The following is a 19,552-nucleotide window of genomic DNA, read 5'->3' on the forward strand; positions in this document are numbered from 1 at the left end:
AAGCATGGAAAAGATCAAAAAACACATGAACTCGGCTTTTAAATGGTTGAGTCGTTATATTTCTCCAAGTCTTTTGGCCGTTTTAGGGATTGGGTTAGTGACAAGCATTTTGTTATTTGTTTATCCGATTAATGGCTTGGGAGATAATGGCGAGTATTTTCGTGTGTTAAATTCAAATAGTCTTTATCGTGTCAATGGTGATAGCTACGACAATGTGGCCTATTTTGTTAAAGACTTTTCAATTATGCGTTATTTTAATGAAACAACGACGCACTTTGTTTCCACTCAACAATTTTTCATCACCATTGCCATTTGGCTTAATAAACTTTTTTATAGTCAAACACTTTTCGATATTCGTTTCTTAGGTTTCGTTTATCTTAGTTGTTTTTTAGTGTCAATTTATATTCTGGTACGAGGCTTAACCGAAGGCGTATCTTTGAAAAAAAGTTATCTTATCTCCTTGTTGGTTATTTTCATCTTGGGGGATACCTCCTATACGATTTATTTTAATTCCTTTTATACAGAAGCGACGAGTTTTTTACTTTCTGTGAGTGTCTTAGCATTTTCAGTCTATTTTTATCGGGTGACGAAACCACGAACTTGGCTTAGAAGAATAGTTTTAGTTATCTTGGCACAAGCAGTAGTACTTTTAATAGGGACAACACGCCAAGAATATTTGCTGATTATTGGCGTAATTATTGCTGGATTAGGATTTTTTGTCTACTTGTCACAACGTTACCAACGATTGTCAATGACGGCCTTTTTAATTGCGTTGATTGGTTTTACAACGTTAGCAGCTTTTATCGTTCCTAACGATATCTATGAACGTGATGTCTACCACAGTATGACGCGCGGTGTAATGAAGGATAGTAAGGTTCCAGATAAACGGATGTCAGAGGGCGGAATCAACCCGCAATATGGGTTGCAAAAGGGACGTTCCTACTTTGAAGAATACAGTCCTGTATCACCAACTTCTGAACAAATGAAAAAAGATTTTTTTGATAAAACGAGTTTTGGATGGGTGTTATTGAATTATTTAAATTATCCATCTGAATTATGGCAAGGACTGAATTCAGCGGTCCCAAATGTTTACTTAGTAAAGCCGAATAATGTGGGGAATTTTGAGAAAACGACGGGGCGTGCACCGCTGGAACAATCTAAATTTTTTATGGTGTATAACCGTATTAAAGCCAGTTTTTTTCCTAAAAACTTTGCTTTCTATCTGTTATTAGGCGTGATTCTGTTTGGTTTATATGGCGTTGGTTTATACAGAGGACTCAAGAGAAACGAACCCAGATTAGTTTTTCGCTTCTTTTTAATGACAGGAATTTATCTAAATTTATTAGTTGTTTTCATTTCAACAATTATTATTGATGGGGATAGTGACTTAGTACGTCATTTGTTTTTAGTCTCAGTATTTTTAGATTTTCTCTTGTTACAAATTGTTTCTGATGTTATTGGTAAACGAATGTGGCAAGATACAGCACCACAAGTCATTGGGGAGGTAGAGGGAATTGAAAAATAAACAATATCTTATTGGCTGGGTGTGTTTCTTACTCTTTTTCGTTTTTTGTGGCTTTGCCAAACCGACGCTGGCTGCACCAAGTAAACATGTCTTACTTGTCTATGACAGCTTGAATATTGCTGGGAAAAAAGAAAATGATGTGGATGCTTTACAACGAGTGTTGACGAGTTTTGGAGTAGAAGTTCAGAGTGTGGCGGTATCAGATTATGTGCCTGGCGAATTGCTAAATGATGGCTATGACAGTTTGATTTCTATGGTGAATTGGCCTGAACAAGCCGGCGTTATTGCCTCTGATTTTCTAGCAGATCGAGTTCATTTTAAAGGTAAACAATTACACATTGGTCGAAACATGCGTGACGATGAAAAACAATATTTTAGCGGTACATGGAAAGAATTAAGTCATCGTCAATATCGGTTAGAAGATGAAAAAAACCGCTTTTCTCAAGTATTGCCTTTTCAAGATCAATCAGTTGTGCTGGAAAATACGCAAGGTCAGACAGTTGGTCGATTAAAAACACAAGAATTAGCACCAGAAGAATATCCATTTGGTGTAATTGAGAATGGGCATGCTTTTCTCCCAATGTTTGAACGCAAAGGCGCTGTTTTTTTAGAAAGCTTGGACGTAATTAGTCAATGGCTGGAAAGTGAAAAAATGTCACGGCCGTTTTTGACGATTTCTGATTTTAACCCGTTAAGAGATATGTCCGTCGCAACCTATTTGCAAGAAGAATTAGTTAAAACCACGTATCCTTATATTTTATCCAGTACGAGCGTTTCACAAAACAATACGATTTTACCTTATAAACTATTTACGAATGCGTTACGTGCGTTTGCTTCGACGGGGGTTATTTTCTTAGAAACACCGGTCGTTAACAATGTTGATTTAAATGACCAACGTGCTTTGAAACAATTGATGGAGCAGCAGATTAGTTTATTGGTCGACAGACATGTCTATCCAGTAGGCATTTCTGCTCCAGGATACTGGAATCAAGACCTTCAATACCAAGAGGATGGTCTAGCAATTAGTGATACAGTGATTCTAAGAGAAAATCCGCCGATTGAACGCGTTTTTTATCGAAACCAAACGGGAGAATCAATCACTTATAAGAATGCTTTGTTTGATTTACCCTATGATTATTTATCGGGGATTGAATGGACGGATAAAGATAATCCGAATGACTATCGATTTCCAATGCCGACCACCATTAGTTTTTCATTTCCAAATTCTAAAAAAGAAGTGGATCATCTAATTCAAGAAGTCAAGGAAGCACCAATAGTGTTTAGTGTTTCAGAAGCGGATCAACATTTCACTGTTCAAACACAAACGCAGAAAATCGAATTTCGGAATAATCGGTTCTTCTTAAACAATCAAATTGTCAATGGTTTGGCTGATACAGGGGCCTCAACAGTTGAAAAACAACGATTTACAGGCTTATTTTCATTCTTTTTCAGTATTACAAACAATATTTTGATTGGCGTTGTCACGCTGACTTTAATCATCCTGATTATTTTGTTTATGATTGGACGAAAGAATTATCGGTCGAAATATATTAATAAGGAGGAAGACAAATGACCATTGCTGACATTGTAATGTTAACAGCAACTATCATTATTTGGAGTCTACTAATTGTAAATATTCTCTTAGTTATTTTTGGCTATGTTTATTATTTAAAAACAGATCCTGTCGCACCGCCACCTGTAGAGGACGAAGACGCGCCGTTTGTTTCAATTATGGTGCCGGCCCATAATGAAGGAATTGTCATTGTGCGGACAGTTGAAGCGTTATTGAATTTTAATTATCCGCAAGATCGCTATGAAATTATTGTGATTAATGACAACTCAAGTGATAATAGTGCTGAGCTTTTAGCGAATGTCCAAAAAAAGGCGATTAATCGAAATTTGCAGATTATTAATACAGACAATATAACAGGTGGGAAAGGTAAGTCTAATGCCTTAAACATTGGTTTCAAGCAAGCCAAGGGGGACGTGATTGCCATTTATGATGCAGACAATACACCTGAACCGAATGCACTCCGTTATTTAGTTGGAGAGTTAATCGCTAGTGAGGAATACGGCGCGGTTATTGGTAAATTTAGAACGAGAAATCGCAATGCAAGCCTGTTGACACGCTTTATTAATATCGAAACACTGGCCTTTCAATGGATGGCACAAGCCGGTCGTTTTCAATTATTTAAGTTATGCACGATTCCTGGCACAAATTTCATTGTTCGTCGCAGTATTATTGAAGCCATTGGCGGCTGGGATGACAAAGCGTTAGCCGAAGATACAGAAATCAGCTTTCGCATCTATATGATGGGCTATAAAATTAAGTTTCAACCAAAAGCAGTGACGTGGGAGCAAGAGCCGCAAACTTTGTCAGTTTGGTTCCGACAACGGACGCGATGGGTTAAAGGCAATATTTATGTCATTGTTAAAAATGCTAAATTATTGTTTAATCCTAAAGCGAGTCGGATCCGTTTTGATATTTTATATTTCTTGTCCATTTATTTTCTCTTAATGACATCGCTCGTTTTGTCAGACATCATGTTAGTTTTATCAATGTCTGGTTACTTAACAACGACCCTGCAAGGATTTAGCAATTCCTTATGGTTGTTAGCGATTTTGTTATTTATTTTCAGTACTTTTGTCAGTATTACGACCGAAAAAGGCGAAATGACTTTAGAGAATATCTTAATTATTGCCTTGATGTATATTACATACAGTCAGATGTGGCTAGTAGTCGCCGCTTATGGCATGGTGATGTATATTAAAGAAAATGTTTTTCATAAACAAACACAAACAAAATGGTACAAAACTGAACGATTTAAATAAGGAGGAAACGTGCAATGAAACAAAAAACAGTCACTTTAATAGGGTTGTTCTTTCTGGCAATTCTGATTGGTGTCGCAAGTCCGACCGTATACGCCGAAAACAAAGAACAAGACAACCATACCTTTACACAACCTTTTCAAAATAAAACAATCTCTTTAACAGGTACTTCTGTCCGTAGCACCATGTATTTTACAAAAATTGATTATTGGGACGTAAAAAAAGCATCATTCAATATGACCTACCAAATCACACAATTAAAAAATAATCAGACCTCAGATTTAACTGTGGCAGTTAATGGTGTGAAGTTTTATTCTTGGCGTCCTGAAAATACGACTGGTATTCAACAAAAGACGATTGAAATCCCTTTGGAACTGATTAAAGAGACAAATACATTGACTGTTGAGGGCCAAATTATTAATCAGGCAGGAAACGACATGTATAATTTAATTGAAACTCCGGCAAATTGGTTAACGATGTATGAAGGATCTAACGTAAACTTCCAATACGATTTACAATTACCAGAGAATACAATTCATTCTTTTTATAATCATTTTGTGGGAGCAGACACGATTGCGAATAAACACAGTGTTATTTTGACACCAGAAAATGCATCGGAAAAAGAATTAGCTGCAGCGACCCATGCGTTAGCTGGTGCTGCTCGTTTGATTACTACCTCAGAAGAATTGTTGCCAATGGCTTCTTTGAACAAAGAACAGTCAGCACCCTATCAGTTGATTATTGCCAGCTATGATAAATTACCAGATCAGTATAAAAGTCAAATTGATAGCAAACGCGTGGAGGACCAGGCTGTCTTAAAATTTTTCAATCAACCAGATAAGCATGTTTTAGTAGCTACTTCTAAAGATGAGGACTTACTTGTTCGTGCGGGACGTTATTTAGCCAATTATGAATTAATGACCCAAACAGATAAAGAAGAGACAACAGTTGATGAGAATACCGATACATTTAGTTCAACTTTAGAATTTGATGGTAATTATCCATTAACCTCAACGGGGGACAAGCTAGAAGGGGCCTATCACCAAGAACAAACGTACTTTGTCAATTTACCAGTGGATCGAAACAATGCCAATGGCAGTCGCGTGCATTTACATTTTAAATACGCTGAAAACTTAGATTTTGATTCTTCTTTAGTGACGGTTTACGCCAATGATAAACCAATTGGCAGCAAGAAATTAACCGCTGCTCGTGCGAACGGTGATGAATTAAATCTCGAATTTCCAAAGAACTTAGAAATTGCTGATAGTTTTGTTTTAAAAGTTGCTTTTGATTTGAATGTTAAATCACCAGAAGTTTTACGAAATGGTCAGACTCCATGGGCCTTTATTGAAAATAATTCGAATGCATTTATTCAAACAGAAGAACTGAATGACATATTATTTAACAACTATCCGAACATTTTTATCAGAAGCCGTTCTTTTGCTGATTTAGCGATTTTATTACCAGAAAAAATGGACGACAACTATTTTAAAGTGTTGACCAATTTATTTAACTTAATTGGTAATTATGCCGAAAGTAATGTCGGTGAGATTACGTATTATAAAAAAGCGCCTAAAAATGCGGCATTAGAAAATCATAACTTGATTATTTTTGGTACGCCTAAGGATAATCCGATGATTCGTAAGTTAAACGATCAGTTGTATTTCCATTATGATAAGGACTTCACACGTTTTGTTTCAAACGAGAAACTGAGTATCGAAAAAGATTATGGTAAACAAATCGGTACGGCGCAGCTAATGTTTTCTCCATATAATGCGAAAGCCGCGGCGTTAATCTTAACAGGAGCTAAATCACAAGGTGTCTTTTTAGCCTCTACACAAGTGAATACAGAGAAGAATACTTCTATGTACAAAGGAGATGCCATTGTGGTCGATCCGAACTATCGTCGCTATGATTATCGTTTCAAAAAACGTGTAAGCAACGTTAGCAACGAATCATTAGGTAAACGAATTGTCAATAATCATAAATTAATGATTTATCTATTTGTCTTCTTAATTGGTATGACCATTATTGGATTAAGTGCGTTCTTCATCGTGAAGAAGAATTTGAAAGGTGGGGAATAGAGTGAATCAAAAACGAGTGACCTTACTTTTGGATTTAACTTTGTTGGTAGGAATTGTTTTGGTTGTCGGCACAACCATCTTTATGGCCTTAGGAACGAATGATTTCTTTGTGGACTTAAGTTGTCTATTAATTTCAGTTATCTTAATTATTGTTACCTATTTTGTAGGAATTACAGCGGGGTTAACATTTTCGCTTATATTTATTTTTCTACAATTGACTTATGTTGTATATCAGTATGTCTATCATGATTTGTTTAGCTATGGCTCATTATTTTGGCTAATCATGCCGCCACTCTACTGTTTAACAATCTATGCAGTGACTTATCAAATTCGTACGATTGAAGAAGAAAATATTCGCTTACGTAAAGAAACTTCACGGTTAAATGCGTTAGATGCAGTAACTAATTTAAGAACAGCAAAAATGTACGAGGAAGGATTCGATTTATTTTCTGATATTTCTACACGTTATGAAGCGCCGTTATATTTAGTCGTAATCCGAGTGGCCTATTGGGAAAGTATTCGTAACTTATTAAGTCCTGAACAAAAGAATGAATTGCTACAAATCGTGACAGCGGCGATTAAAGAGACAACGGATGATCGCTTCTTACCATACTTTATCGACGGCACACCGCCGACTTGGGCGTTATTAATTTTCCGCGATGGGGATGACGGATACACTACTAGAAAAGAATTCAAACAACAAGCTCAAGAGAAATTTGCCCATTCTGAAACCTTAAGAAATATTACTTTGACATTACAAGTTTCCTATACCAAATATGATCCTGCCGAATTTAACAACGCTTCAGAATTTTTAGGGGATGGAATTAATTCTCTTCAATATGATGTTTAAAAAGGAGGCAAACAAATGACTGAAAAAATTGCTGTTTTTACAGGGAAATTAGCAGAGGCTGGTGTGTTAAATGAGACGCAGCCATTGTCAATGCGATTACATTTAGAAAATATCCAAGCAGAAAGTGATCCAGAATCCATTGTTCCCTTATTTTCTCATGGGGTAATTTTAAACATACTTGTTGAACAGTTAGAGGAAAGTATCCCACTGTCTCACTTGAAAAAAGGAACCAAAGTCCGTTTCACAGTCGTGGGCTTGCCACCGATGACTATGTCGATTCCACCGCATGTTGGTGGGCAAGCGATTGAATTGATAGAAGAAATCTAAAAAGCTTCTGCATTAGCTATGATTATTAGCTAATGCAGAAGCTTTTTTATTCAAAGGTCATTCTTTCAATTCGATCGAACGCTTCCTTTAATAAATCTAAATTTTGTGTTGCGGCTAAGCGAATGTACTCATCGCCCGTTGTTTCACCAAATGCTTTTCCAGGAATCACTAATACCTGTGTCTCTTTTAAAAGCTTTTCCACAAAAGGGACGGAAGTTAGTCCAGTTTTTTGAATATTAATGAAGGCGTAAATACTTCCTTTGACTGGATGAAGCGAAAGGAAAGGGATCTTTGCTACTCGTTGGGCCACATACTCTAAACGTGTTTGGAACACTTCAACGATTGGGTCTACAAATTCGTCAAAATGTTGTAACGCATAGATTCCTGCTTGCTGTGACAACGTAGGCGCAGAATACGTAACGCCTTCATTAATTAATTTGGCTACTTCGTTAATATAGTCTGGGGCAATCATATAACCAATACGCCAACCAGTCATTGCAAAGGCTTTTGAAAAGCTACCAAAAGTGATAGTATTTTCTGGAGCAAACGTAGCCATGGGAGTAAACGTTTCTTGGAAACAAAAGGCTTCATAAACTTCATCTGAAAGAATGTATAAGTTGTGTTCAATCGCTACCTGTGCAATTTCTCTGAAAGTTTCTTCAGAGAAAACAGCGCCTGTCGGGTTATTCGGTGAATTAAGAATAATCGCTTTGGTTTTAGGCGTGATTTTTTCTTTCAAAAGAGCTACATCAATTTGGAAACCATCTTCTTCATAGGTTGGCAAAAAGACCGTAACGCCATCTGCTAAAAGAACTTGGTCTTTATAAGGAGAGAAGTAAGGTTCATGAATAATCACTTCATCTCCAGGATTTAGAATCACTTGTAAGGCAAGGTACATTCCATGCAGAGCGCCAACTGTGGCCCGGACTTGATTCGGTTGAAAAGATAATTGATAATGTGACTGATAAAACTGAATGACCGCCTCAATGAATGCCTCGCTACCATCAGAAGCGGTATATTTTGTATGCCCGTTTTTGGCATCGTTAGCTGCTTGTTCGATAATCCGCTCATCGGTAATTAAGTCAGGGTCGCCAATCGATAAATCGATTAAATTTGGGGTCTTTTTCGCCAATGTTGCAATATCCATGAGTAAATTTTCAGTAGGTTGTTGGTAACGTGTTGCGATATTCTTGCGATCCATACCAGGTGCTCCTTTTTATAAAACTTTTCTTAGAAAATCTTGTGTTCTTGGGTTTTGTGGCGCATCAAAAATTTCTTCAGGTGTGCCTTCTTCTTGAATAATTCCTGCATCCATAAAAATGACACGGTCCGCGACTTCTTTTGCGAAACCCATTTCGTGGGTAACCACTACCATTGTCATCCCTTCAATAGCTAAATTTTTCATAACGGATAGCACTTCGCCCACCATTTCAGGGTCTAAGGCAGAAGTTGGTTCATCGAACAGCATCACGTCAGGGCGCATGGCTAAAGCACGAGCAATCGCTACCCGTTGTTGTTGCCCACCAGAAAGTTGAGCGGGATAATTTTCTTTTTTATCTGATAAACCAACTTGTTCCAGTAAAGAAAGAGCATGTTCTGTGGCTTCAGCAGCGGCTTCTTTTTTTACTTTAACAGGACTAATCGTTAAGTTTTCCAAGACATTTTTATGCGGGAAAAGATTGAAATTTTGGAATACCATTCCCATTTTTTGACGAAGTTGATCAATGTTGGTATTTTTATCTAATAAATTTTTTCCTTCAAATTCAACGCTGCCACCAGTTGGTGTTTCTAATAAGTTCAAGCAACGTAAAAAAGTACTTTTACCACTGCCAGAAGGGCCAATAATTACGACAACTTCACCAGCTTCAATTTCTAAGTCAATTCCTTTAAGTACTTCATTTTTTCCGAATGTTTTCTGTAAGTTTTTAATGTTAATCACTAGTACTCATTCTCCTTTCAGCAACACCTAATAGACGTGAGATAGTAAAGGTTAGGACGAAATAAATCAACGATACAATTAAGTAAGGTAGGAAGGGTTTAAAACTTGCTCCTTGAACGTTGCCAGCTTGGAAAATTAGTTCTGAAACACCAATGACTGAAACAACGGAAGATTCTTTAATTACTGTAACAAATTCATTGCCTAACGCTGGTAAAATATTTTTAATAGCTTGTGGGAAAATGATGTATCGCATTGCTTGGTTTTGATTCATTCCCAAAGAACGAGCAGCTTCCAATTGTCCTTTATTAACCGCCTGAATACCAGCACGAATAATTTCTGCTACATATGCACCACTGTTTAAAGAAAGAGCAATACAACCAGCTGCTACTTTTGATAAGTCTAAACCAAGAACGCCTGTCCCGAAATAGACAATAAAAATTTGAACAAGCAAAGGAGTGCCACGAACATATTCAATATAAGCAATGGCAATGCCACGTAAAATTTTGGAATTGGCTAACTTCATTAAGGCAAGTAATGCCCCTAAAATGGCACCAAACAAAACACCAATGAAAGCTAGGAAAATGGTATAGCCCGCACCGTTAAGGTAGAACTTTCCATACTTTTGTAAAAAGCTTTGATCTTTTTGGAACATTAATTGATTGGCTTCTTTTTTATAACCGTCCATTAATTTTTGATCATTAATTTGTTTAATAGAGGCATTTACTTTCTCCGTCAAAACGGGCGCATCTTTAGGAAAAGCAACGGCAGTATCTTTTGAGCCTTTTTCAAAGGTAACATCAGCAAAAGATAAATCCTCATTTTGAGAAACATAGGCTTCGCCAACCGGTTCTTCCATAACGACTGCATCTAATTTATTATTTTTTAGATTCATAATTAAATCTGGAATTTTTTGAAGAGAAGTAGGGACAGCACCGGTTAATTCGGTTTTAATTAATTCTTCTTGTGTCGTTTGCTTTTGGGCACCTGCACGAATGCCTTCGAAATCTTTAGTGGAATGAAATTTATCTTTGTCTTCTTTCCGAACAATGACTCTTTGTTGAACGTTCATATATGGTTGAGAAAAAGCTACTTCTTTTAATCGTTCAGGCGTTGGCGACATGCCAGAGATGACCATGTCAATCTTGCCAGTTTTTAAGGCCCCTAACAGAGCATCGAAGCCTAGTTCTTCGATTTTTAATTTAACGCCTAAATCGTCGGCAATTTTTTGAGCAATAGAAATATCAAAACCAACAATTTTATCTTCACCATCTACTTTTGCATGAAATTCATAAGGGGCATAGTCTGCGGATAAGCCGACAACTAGTTCTCCCTTTTGGATGATTTTGTCATAGACTGGATCGGTTTCGGCTGCAAAAGTTTCTTTAATAGGTAATAATGAGAGCAACAAGAATAAAATTGGTAAAATCGTCTGTAGCCATTTTTTACATTTGGTCATTTGCGTAAACTCCTTTTTGTATTATTTTTATAAATATTCAAAAAAAGCGAATAAATGTATAAAAATTTATTGTGTTATGATGTGGTTTATCATATCATAGAATATGTAAAAGGAAAAGTAGTAGAGTTGAAAAAATACAACTTTTTCAAAAAAATTTTCAAAAGTCAAAAATGAAGGGGATTTTCAAGATGGAACAATCATTAATTGTGAGAGGGACACCACAAGAGTATCTTTGCGAAATTGGTTCGTGGGAATTATTAGAAGGACAACTATTATGCAGAAATATTCATCGTGTATTCATTTTACACGGGACTGAGTCATGGCAAGCGGCAAAACCGTATTTTCCGACGTTTCAAAAAGTAACAGCTGTTTTTGAAAACTATGGAGGTGTTTGTACAGATCAACGTGTGCAAGAGTTAGAAGCGCAAGTGCTGGACAATCATTTAGAGGCCATCGTCGCTGTTGGTGGAGGAAAAGTGGCCGACTTGGGCAAAGCCTTAGCACACAAAATGGCATTACCGGTAATTATTTTACCCACTTTAGCAGCTACTTGTGCGCCGTGCACGCCATTGAGTGTAATGTATCGAGAAGATGGAGCAATGGAACGGTATGACGTTTTTCCGCAAGCAAACGCTTTGGTGTTGGTAGAACCAAGAGTGTTATTGCATTCGCCTCGGTCCTTAATGGTGGCAGGTATTGGGGATACATTAGCTAAATGGTACGAAGCAGATGCGATTATTTCGCAGTTAGATGTCCAAGTGTTACCTATTCAAGTTTCTCATTTTGCCGCGGAAAAATGTCGCGATATTTTGTTAAATGAAAGTATCAATGCTTTAAAAGCGATGGAAGAGCAGCAATTAAATCAATCGTTTATTGATGTCATCGAAACGAATTTAATTATTGGTGGAATGGTGGGTGGCTTTGGCGATGATTATGGTCGGACAGCGGGTGCCCATTCCATTCATGATGCACTAACTTTGCTGCCAGCTAGCCATCAACAATTGCATGGAAACAAAGTGGCGTATGGTGTGTTTGTTCAATTAGCCATTGAAGAGAAATGGCAAGAAATCGATGAATTAATTCCTTTCTATCACCAACTAGGTTTGCCTATTTCTTTAAAAGAAATGGAGATGGACTTAACTGAAGCCGAGTATCAAGAAGTAGCAGAACGTGCTTGTATAGAAGGCGAAACGATTCATTATATGAAACAAAAAATTACCCCTGAAATTGTGAAAACAGCGATGCAAGATTTAGAAAAATATACAGCGACAAAATAAGTGCCAAACAGCAACTAGCTCATTTGAATTATTTGAACTAGTTGCTGTTTTTTAAGGATCCTTTTTTGAAAAAAGAAACCTTGAGAAATCCTTGCAAATTCAATAAAAAAAAAGTATGATGATGGGAGGACAAATTATAGTAGAAAGTAGGGAAATGAATGACGGAACCAGCCATTCGTTATCGTTTAATCAAAAAAGATAAACACACAGGTGCGCGTTTAGGTGAATTAATTACTCCTCACGGCACATTTCCAACACCAATGTTTATGCCGGTAGGTACACTTGCGACAGTTAAAACAATGTCACCAGAAGAATTAAAAGAAATGGGTGCCGGTGTTATTTTAAGTAATACTTACCATTTATGGTTACGCCCAGGTGAAGATTTAGTCGAAGAAGCAGGCGGTTTACACAAATTTATGAACTGGGATCAACCTATTTTAACTGATTCAGGTGGCTTCCAAGTCTTCTCATTAAGTGATATGCGGAAAATCGAAGAAGAAGGTGTGCATTTTAGAAATCATTTAAATGGTTCAAAAATGTTCCTTTCTCCAGAAAAAGCGATCAATATTCAAAATAAATTAGGATCAGATATTATGATGAGCTTTGATGAATGTCCACCATTTGATGAAAGCTATGAGTATGTCAAACGCTCGATTGAACGGACTTCTCGTTGGGCTGAGCGTGGCTTAAAAGCCCATGCGAATCCTGATAGACAGGGATTATTCGGTATTGTTCAAGGTGCGGGATTTGAAGATTTACGTCGTCAAAGTGCCAAAGATTTAGTGAGTATGGATTTTCCTGGCTATTCGATTGGTGGCTTATCTGTTGGTGAGTCTAAGGAAGAAATGAACCGAGTCTTAGACTTTACGACACCGTTAATTCCTGAAAATAAACCACGTTACTTAATGGGTGTGGGTGCCCCTGATTCATTAATTGATGGAGTGATTCGTGGGATTGACATGTTTGATTGTGTGCTACCAACACGTATTGCGCGCAATGGTACTTGTATGACTTCACAAGGTCGCTTGGTTGTTAAAAATGCCCAATATGCAAGAGATTTTCGTCCGCTTGATGAAAAATGTGATTGTTATGTTTGTCGTAATTATACGCGGGCCTATATTCGTCATTTGATTAAATGTGATGAAACATTCGGAATCCGTTTAACATCGTATCATAATTTATACTTCTTGTTAGACTTAATGAAAAATGTCCGTCAAGCAATTATGGACGACAATTTATTAGAATTCCGACAAGCGTTTTTTGAAGAATATGGCTTTAATAAAGCGAATGCAAAAAGTTTCTAAAAATTAGAGGAAAAAACTAGTTCTTCAAGCATTTTTTTGATACAGTTAGTAGTGTGAATAATGCAGAGTGAGGTGAAACAAATGGGTGGCGGATTTACAATGATTTTTACATTAGTCCTTTTAGGAGGAATGATGTTTTTCATGACACGTTCTCAAAAGAAACAACAACAAGAACGTCAAAAACAACTAAACGCAATGAAAACTGGCGATAGTGTTGTCACAATTGGTGGTTTACATGGTGTTTTAAGTGAAATCAACGAAAAAACAGTTTTAATCGATTGCGAAGGTATTGTCTTAGAATTTGACCGTGCAGCAATTCGAACTGTAACACCTGGAACTGCTGTTACAAATGATTCAGCAGTAACTAGTGTACCAGTCACAGAAGTTGAAGAGACAGTCACAGAAGAAGTAACTGAAGTTCCTGAAACATCAGATCCTTCAAAAGAAAAGAAAGACTAAACGGTTCAACTAATTCATTTAATGGTTAGAGAGAGCGGAACAGGCTTTTCAAAGGCGAAACTGTGACCAGTAGTCACACGAGAAAGCCAATAAGAAGAGATAATTCCTATTCCGCTCGTGTCGTTTATCTTAAAATGTAGGACTAGGAAGGTAGGTCATTTGGACTTACGTCCTAAGTCCTTTTTAACTATTAAGTTTACAAAAAAGGTTCCTTTTTATAGTGTTGGAAGATAGTTAAAAAGTGAGCAATCTTTCGCTTGGTTGGAAGGAGAAGAGCCCATGACAAAGGAAAAATTAAGTTGGTTACAACAAAAAATGCTCAATAAAAGTATTAAAAAGAAGTGCCAAAATTTTCGTGAACTAGGTTATTCTTCCATCAACGAAGAAGATTTATTGACTTATTTACTCACCTATCGTTGGAAAAAACAAACCCATTTATCTGTCAAAGACTGTCGTAAAGACATTCAGAAGGTTAAGCCAAATGAATTTTTTGACTATCAACAATTATTGGCACAGACATCAAAAAATCCTTTAAGGGACTGGCATGATATTGAAGACTTATTCTAGAAAAAAGAATAGGTCTTTTTTTTTGAGATAAAAAAAATTATAAATAGTTGTGAAAAATATCACAAAAACTATTTACAAGATTCGTTTTATGTTGTATGATGTGAATGTGAAATAGTTAACAAAGTTTTTTTAAAATGAAACTCTTAGGAGGATGAACATGGTTAAAACAGTAAAAAAAGAAAAGACAGAAACGGTTGATGTTTCATCAATGATTGATGAATTAGCAACAAAAGCGAATGTCGCTTTAAAAGCAATGGAAGATTTTACACAAGAACAAGTAGATCACATTGTCCATCAAATGGCGATGGCGGCGTTAGACCAACATATGCCTTTAGCAAAAATGGCTGTCGAAGAAACTGGCCGTGGAATCTATGAAGATAAAGCAATCAAAAATATGTATGCATCTGAATACATTTGGAATAATATTAAACATGATAAAACAGTGGGTGTAATTAACAAAGACGAACAAACCGGTTTAATGGAAATTGCTGAGCCAGTTGGCGTGGTATGTGGGGTCACACCAACAACAAACCCAACGTCAACAACTATTTTTAAATCACTAATTGCCTTAAAAACAAGAAATCCAATTGTTTTTGCTTTCCATCCTAGCGCACAAAAATGTTCGGCAGAAGCGGCACGTATTGTACGGGATGCGGCGATTGCAGCAGGTGCACCAGAAAATTGTATTCAATGGATTGAACAACCATCGATTGATGCAACATCTGCTTTGATGAATCATCCAGGGATTGCCATTGTTTTAGCAACTGGTGGCGCAGGCATGGTAAAATCTGCGTACTCAACAGGTAAACCAGCACTAGGCGTTGGTCCTGGGAACGTACCAGCTTATATTGAAAAAACGGCTAAAGTAAAACGTGCGGTTAATGATTTAATTGTTTCAAAATCATTTGATAATGGAATGATTTGTGCTTCTGAGCAAGCGATCATTGTGGATAAAGAAATTTATGCTTCTGTCAAAGCTGAGTTTGAAGCACACAATGTTTACTTCGTGAAACCGAATGAATTACAAAAACTAGAAGATGCAGTGATGAATGAAGGTAAATACGCAGTAAATCCAGCGATTGTCGGTAACTCTGCAGAAAAAATTGCTGAATTAGCAGGAATTAGCGTACCAAAAGGCACAAAAATTTTAGTCGCTGAATTAGAAGGTGCAGGTCCAGAATATCCATTATCAAGAGAAAAATTATCGCCAGTTTTAGCAATGATGAAATCAAACAATGCAGAGCATGCTTTTGAACTATGTGAAGCGATGTTAAACTTAGGTGGTTTAGGACATACAGCAGTAATTCATACAGAAGATGAAGAGTTACAAGTTGCTTTTGGTTTACGTATGAAAGCTTGTCGTATTTTAGTGAATACTCCATCAGCAGAAGGCGGTATCGGTAACATTTATAACGAAATGATTCCATCCTTAACACTTGGTTGTGGTTCATACGGGAAAAACTCTGTTTCTAAAAACGTATCAGCCATTAACTTAATTAATATTAAAACGGTAGCGAAACGGAGAAATAATATGCAATGGTTTAAATTACCTCCAAAAATTTTCTTTGAAAAAAATTCTTTACAATATCTACAAAAAATGGAAAATGTTGAACGTGTCATGTTAGTTTGTGACCCAGGTATGGTTCAATTTGGCTATGCAGATATCGTACGTAAAGAGCTACAAAAACGTAAAAATGATGTGAAAATCGAAGTATTTTCTGATGTTGAACCAAACCCATCAACAAATACTGTTTATGCAGGTACCAAAATGATGGTTGATTTCCAACCAGATACAGTGATTGCCTTGGGTGGCGGTTCTGCAATGGATGCGGCGAAAGGCATGTGGATGTTCTATGAACACCCAGATACAGAGTTCTTTGGTGCAAAACAAAAATTCTTAGATATCCGCAAACGGACATATAAAATTGCCAAACCAGAAAAAACACAATTTGTTTGTATCCCAACTACTTCAGGAACTGGTTCAGAAGTTACACCATTTGCCGTTATTACTGATAGTGAAACACACGTGAAATATCCGTTAGCAGACTATGCGTTAACACCAGATGTAGCGATTGTTGATCCACAGTTCGTAATGTCTGTGCCAGCTTCAGTCACTGCAGATACAGGTATGGATGTTTTAACACATGCTATTGAATCTTATGTTTCCGTGATGGCTTCAGATTACACACGTGGTTTAAGTTTACAAGCAATCAAGTTAGTTTTCGATCATTTAGAAAATTCAGTGAAACGTCCAGATATGGAATCTCGCGAAAAAATGCATAATGCATCAACCATGGCAGGGATGGCATTTGCTAATGCATTCTTAGGTATTTGTCACTCTATTGCTCACAAAATTGGTGGGGAATATGGCATTCCACATGGTCGTACAAATGCGATTTTATTACCACATATTATTCGTTACAATGCGAAAGATCCATCAAAACACGCAATGTTCCCTAAATATGATTACTTCCGCGCCGATACTGATTATGCAGATATTGCAAAATTCTTAGGCTTAAAAGGAAATACTACCGCAGAATTAGTAGAAGCTTTAGCAACAGCAGTAGCAGACTTAGGTAAATCAGTCGGAATTGACATGAACTTGAAAGCCCAAGGTGTCTCACAAGAAACATTAGACACAACGGTTGATCGTATGGCAGAACTTGCATATGAAGACCAATGTACAACTGCAAATCCGAAAGAACCATTAATTAGTGAACTAAAACAAATTATCTTAGATGCTTATGTAGGATAAAAGAACTCAAATAAAGAGACCAGAACATTAATGTTCTGGTCTCTTTAACGTTTTGCGAAAACAGTGCTGTCGATACCACGGTTATGACACCAATTAACTAAAACTGGATCGAGGATAAGTGCGGTACTCGTCAATTCTTCTGTCGTCTTTTTTCCTAAAAGAGTATAAAGCATTTTCACTTCTTCTTGCCATTGCTGTACAAGGGCTAGGGTATTTTCTAAACCATTTTTACTCATAAGGGAAGCTAAGATAGTCCCAGCAACTCCCATGCTTTTGGCACCTAAAGCGAGTCCTTTGACAATATCAAGAGAGTTACGCACACCGCCAGAACCGAGAATAGTTAGTTTCTTTTGCCAATTTTGTGATTCCAGAAGAGAGATGACCGTTGATTGCCCCCAATCATCTAAGAAAGAAAGTTCTCGTTTCTTCCGCCGGGCATTTTCAATTTGTGTAAAACTCGTTCCGCCTTGGCCGCTCACATCCGCTGCTTGAACGCCGATAGAGGTGAGTTTTTCTAAGGTTTCTTGGCTCATGCCAAAGCCAACCTCTTTGACAATGACAGGCACTTCTACGGCCTGTACGATAGCTTCAATTTTGGTTAGCCAATTAGTGAAATCACGATCTCCTTCAGGCATGACCAATTCTTGGGGCACATTTACATGGATTTGTAAGGCATTCGCTTGAAATAAATCAAGCGCTCGCTTTGCTTCTTCCACACCCAAGCCTGCACCAATATTGGCAAAAATGAGTCCATCTGGGTTTTCTTTTCGCATAATTTGATACGTATCCGCTAAACTAGCATCTTTTAACGCTGCCGAGACAGATCCTGTCGCAACTAAAAGGCCAGTTTCTTTGGCAATAATGCCTAATTGCTGATTAATTTCTTTTGCACGCTGACTACCACCTGTCATTGCATTGACATAAAAAGGTTGGGGAAGCTGAAAAGAAAGAAACGAAGTGGAAATATCCACTTCGTTAACAGCGGATTCAGCAAACGATTGGTGAACAAAACGCACACGATCAAAGTCATTACTTTTTTCTTTGTGGAACGCTTTAGCTAATGATAGATGTTCATCTTTTCGATTCATGCTTCTCCTTACACTCCTTTTGACCATAGGTATAGACGTGAAGTGGCAGTGGGGTAATTCCGTCTTTTTCCCAAGCAGTCATTAATGGTAAAATCCCGGATTTTTGGCGGAAAATTACAATCCCACAATCGCCCCCGCCAGCGCCAGAAGATTTCGCAGCTCCTGTATAAGATTCAGCCAAATCACAAAGATTTTTCAAGGCTTCTGTTTCGATTACCACACCAGTCAGTGAAGATAATTCGGCAAGCAATTGGCGATTTTTAGTAATTTGTTTTTGAATAACAGAAATTTTTCCTGTGTTAAAGCCATTAATCATTGTTTCGACACAAAGCCGACTTTTCATTAAGAACTGCTCATAAGCCGCTTGTTTTTCTTCTTTTGATTGATGGACTCGATCAACTAAGTCTGAAGTGGACGCAGGGCTACCTGTCCAACCAATTAGTAAACGTAGTTGTTTCGGTACTTTTAACGGAAAAATCATTAATTCAGGCCAGTCCATTGCTAACAAATCAGTTAATGTTTCAGTGGCTACTTTTTGATTGACCCAATCATGATCGAAGGTTGAAAAGGCAATCCAGCCCCCGTAACAGCTGGCGGCGATATCTCCGCAAGAACCATTTCCTTGAACGGCTAAGTGAGCTAATGCTGATAATTTGAAAATTTCCTCATTTTCCAAACCTAAATCATAAAAAATATTCAAGGCTTTGACAGTTCCAACGGTTACCGCACCGCTTGAACCAAGACCGTATTTTCGTCCATTTGAACTATCTAATTCACTCGTCACTTTTAAATGATAAAATGACAATTCTTTGTTTTGCTCTTGCGCATATTTTTCAGTTAGATGAATCGCCGCTAAAACATAATGAAAAGGATTTTCGCGAATATCTAATACAAGCTCACCATTTCGGCGTGTCCAACGAATAGGTAAAGAGCTGTATTGTGCAGATTGAATACTGCCTTCATCTGTTGTTTCTTCGACAGTTACAGTTACGAATTGATCCACAGCAACGATAATGGCAGGGTGGCCAGGTTCAACAACGGCATATTCTCCTGCAATAAATAACTTTCCTGGCGTAGTAACTTCAATCATGC

16 protein-coding genes are annotated in these 19,552 nt (G+C 37.3%); 11 read left to right on the plus strand and 5 right to left on the minus strand.

Annotated features, from left to right (window positions below; all coding sequences use genetic code 11):
• Positions 1 to 4 precede the first annotated feature (4 nt).
• Genes IGM09_RS03090 through IGM09_RS03115 form a run of 6 tightly spaced genes read left to right on the plus strand, consistent with a single transcriptional unit; the run spans position 5 to position 7,615 of the window.
• A complete protein-coding gene (locus tag IGM09_RS03090; protein WP_016616499.1) occupies positions 5 to 1,525 on the plus strand; it encodes a hypothetical protein in 1,521 nt (506 codons plus the stop codon).
• Complete coding sequence (locus IGM09_RS03095) at positions 1,515 to 3,098, plus strand: hypothetical protein (RefSeq protein ID WP_010828607.1); 1,584 nt, start codon at positions 1,515 to 1,517, stop codon at positions 3,096 to 3,098. Before IGM09_RS03090 ends, IGM09_RS03095 begins: the two co-directional genes overlap by 11 nt.
• Positions 3,095 to 4,357, plus strand: a complete 1,263-nt coding sequence (locus IGM09_RS03100) for a glycosyltransferase (protein WP_033624859.1) — start codon at positions 3,095 to 3,097, stop codon at positions 4,355 to 4,357. The genes IGM09_RS03095 and IGM09_RS03100 overlap by 4 nt, the downstream gene beginning before the upstream one ends.
• A 14-nt stretch (positions 4,358 to 4,371) precedes the next feature.
• The gene (locus tag IGM09_RS03105) at positions 4,372 to 6,438 is read left to right on the plus strand and encodes a cellulose biosynthesis cyclic di-GMP-binding regulatory protein BcsB (RefSeq protein ID WP_002373524.1); all 2,067 of its coding nucleotides are present in this window, start codon (positions 4,372 to 4,374) and stop codon (positions 6,436 to 6,438) included.
• Entirely contained in the window at positions 6,428 to 7,288 is an 861-nt protein-coding gene (locus tag IGM09_RS03110; RefSeq protein ID WP_002385041.1) for a hypothetical protein, read from the plus strand. Before IGM09_RS03105 ends, IGM09_RS03110 begins: the two co-directional genes overlap by 11 nt.
• 15 nt (positions 7,289 to 7,303) lie before the next feature.
• Positions 7,304 to 7,615, plus strand: a complete 312-nt coding sequence (locus IGM09_RS03115) for a hypothetical protein (RefSeq protein ID WP_002366283.1) — start codon at positions 7,304 to 7,306, stop codon at positions 7,613 to 7,615.
• A gap of 46 nt (positions 7,616 to 7,661) precedes the next feature.
• On the opposite strand, the gene IGM09_RS03120 is transcribed toward IGM09_RS03115, so the two are convergent.
• The 3 genes from IGM09_RS03120 to IGM09_RS03130 are packed head-to-tail and all read right to left on the minus strand — an operon-like array spanning position 7,662 to position 11,010.
• The gene (locus IGM09_RS03120) at positions 7,662 to 8,816 is read right to left on the minus strand and encodes a pyridoxal phosphate-dependent aminotransferase (protein ID WP_113826100.1); all 1,155 of its coding nucleotides are present in this window, start codon (positions 8,814 to 8,816) and stop codon (positions 7,662 to 7,664) included.
• 15 nt (positions 8,817 to 8,831) lie between these two features.
• On the minus strand, positions 8,832 to 9,554 hold the full coding sequence (locus IGM09_RS03125; RefSeq protein WP_002355769.1) for an amino acid ABC transporter ATP-binding protein: 723 nt from the start codon (positions 9,552 to 9,554) through the stop codon (positions 8,832 to 8,834).
• Positions 9,547 to 11,010: an ABC transporter permease subunit gene (locus tag IGM09_RS03130; RefSeq protein ID WP_016617483.1), complete on the minus strand. Its 1,464-nt coding sequence runs from the start codon at positions 11,008 to 11,010 to the stop codon at positions 9,547 to 9,549. Before IGM09_RS03130 ends, IGM09_RS03125 begins: the two co-directional genes overlap by 8 nt.
• 170 nt (positions 11,011 to 11,180) lie before the next feature.
• Between IGM09_RS03130 and IGM09_RS03135 the strand changes: the two genes are divergently transcribed.
• From IGM09_RS03135 to adhE, 5 genes are all read left to right on the plus strand, one after another.
• Positions 11,181 to 12,287 carry an iron-containing alcohol dehydrogenase family protein gene (locus tag IGM09_RS03135; RefSeq protein WP_016617482.1) on the plus strand — a complete coding sequence of 369 codons (1,107 nt, stop codon included), beginning with the start codon at positions 11,181 to 11,183 and terminating at the stop codon, positions 12,285 to 12,287.
• 158 nt (positions 12,288 to 12,445) lie between these two features.
• Positions 12,446 to 13,591, plus strand: coding sequence for a tRNA guanosine(34) transglycosylase Tgt (tgt, locus tag IGM09_RS03140; protein ID WP_002355772.1), 1,146 nt, complete (start codon positions 12,446 to 12,448; stop codon positions 13,589 to 13,591).
• 60 nt (positions 13,592 to 13,651) lie between these two features.
• Positions 13,652 to 14,050 (plus strand): preprotein translocase subunit YajC, encoded by a 399-nt coding sequence (yajC, locus tag IGM09_RS03145; protein WP_002383336.1) that lies wholly within the window; start codon positions 13,652 to 13,654, stop codon positions 14,048 to 14,050.
• 261 nt (positions 14,051 to 14,311) lie between these two features.
• Positions 14,312 to 14,617, plus strand: a complete 306-nt coding sequence (locus IGM09_RS03150; protein WP_002355774.1) for a post-transcriptional regulator — start codon at positions 14,312 to 14,314, stop codon at positions 14,615 to 14,617.
• 157 nt (positions 14,618 to 14,774) lie between these two features.
• Complete coding sequence (gene adhE, locus IGM09_RS03155; RefSeq protein WP_010774536.1) at positions 14,775 to 17,372, plus strand: bifunctional acetaldehyde-CoA/alcohol dehydrogenase; 2,598 nt, start codon at positions 14,775 to 14,777, stop codon at positions 17,370 to 17,372.
• A gap of 44 nt (positions 17,373 to 17,416) precedes the next feature.
• On the opposite strand, the gene fni is transcribed toward adhE, so the two are convergent.
• Both fni and IGM09_RS03165 read right to left on the minus strand, forming a co-directional pair.
• Positions 17,417 to 18,460: a type 2 isopentenyl-diphosphate Delta-isomerase gene (gene fni, locus IGM09_RS03160; RefSeq protein ID WP_002381302.1), complete on the minus strand. Its 1,044-nt coding sequence runs from the start codon at positions 18,458 to 18,460 to the stop codon at positions 17,417 to 17,419.
• Positions 18,444 to 19,550 (minus strand): phosphomevalonate kinase, encoded by a 1,107-nt coding sequence (locus IGM09_RS03165; protein ID WP_002355777.1) that lies wholly within the window; start codon positions 19,548 to 19,550, stop codon positions 18,444 to 18,446. The genes fni and IGM09_RS03165 overlap by 17 nt, the downstream gene beginning before the upstream one ends.
• Positions 19,551 to 19,552: the final 2 nt, after the last annotated feature.

The organism is Enterococcus sp. DIV0167 (genome assembly GCF_050541555.1).
GTDB classification, from domain to species: Bacteria; Bacillota; Bacilli; order Lactobacillales; family Enterococcaceae; genus Enterococcus; species Enterococcus faecalis.

Bases quoted from the DNA above. Each gene is read 5' to 3' on its own strand.
- fni (WP_002381302.1), bottom strand. From the start codon at position 18,460: ATGAATCGAAAAGATGAACATCTATCATTAGCTAAAGCGTTCCACAAA.
- adhE (WP_010774536.1), top strand. From the start codon at position 14,775: ATGGTTAAAACAGTAAAAAAAGAAAAGACAGAAACGGTTGATGTTTCA.
- tgt (WP_002355772.1), top strand. From the start codon at position 12,446: ATGACGGAACCAGCCATTCGTTATCGTTTAATCAAAAAAGATAAACAC.
- IGM09_RS03130 (WP_016617483.1), bottom strand. From the start codon at position 11,010: ATGACCAAATGTAAAAAATGGCTACAGACGATTTTACCAATTTTATTC.
- IGM09_RS03120 (WP_113826100.1), bottom strand. From the start codon at position 8,816: ATGGATCGCAAGAATATCGCAACACGTTACCAACAACCTACTGAAAAT.
- IGM09_RS03165 (WP_002355777.1), bottom strand. From the start codon at position 19,550: ATGATTGAAGTTACTACGCCAGGAAAGTTATTTATTGCAGGAGAATAT.
- IGM09_RS03105 (WP_002373524.1), top strand. From the start codon at position 4,372: ATGAAACAAAAAACAGTCACTTTAATAGGGTTGTTCTTTCTGGCAATT.
- yajC (WP_002383336.1), top strand. From the start codon at position 13,652: ATGCAGAGTGAGGTGAAACAAATGGGTGGCGGATTTACAATGATTTTT.
- IGM09_RS03115 (WP_002366283.1), top strand. From the start codon at position 7,304: ATGACTGAAAAAATTGCTGTTTTTACAGGGAAATTAGCAGAGGCTGGT.
- IGM09_RS03100 (WP_033624859.1), top strand. From the start codon at position 3,095: ATGACCATTGCTGACATTGTAATGTTAACAGCAACTATCATTATTTGG.
- IGM09_RS03135 (WP_016617482.1), top strand. From the start codon at position 11,181: ATGAAGGGGATTTTCAAGATGGAACAATCATTAATTGTGAGAGGGACA.
- IGM09_RS03090 (WP_016616499.1), top strand. From the start codon at position 5: ATGGAAAAGATCAAAAAACACATGAACTCGGCTTTTAAATGGTTGAGT.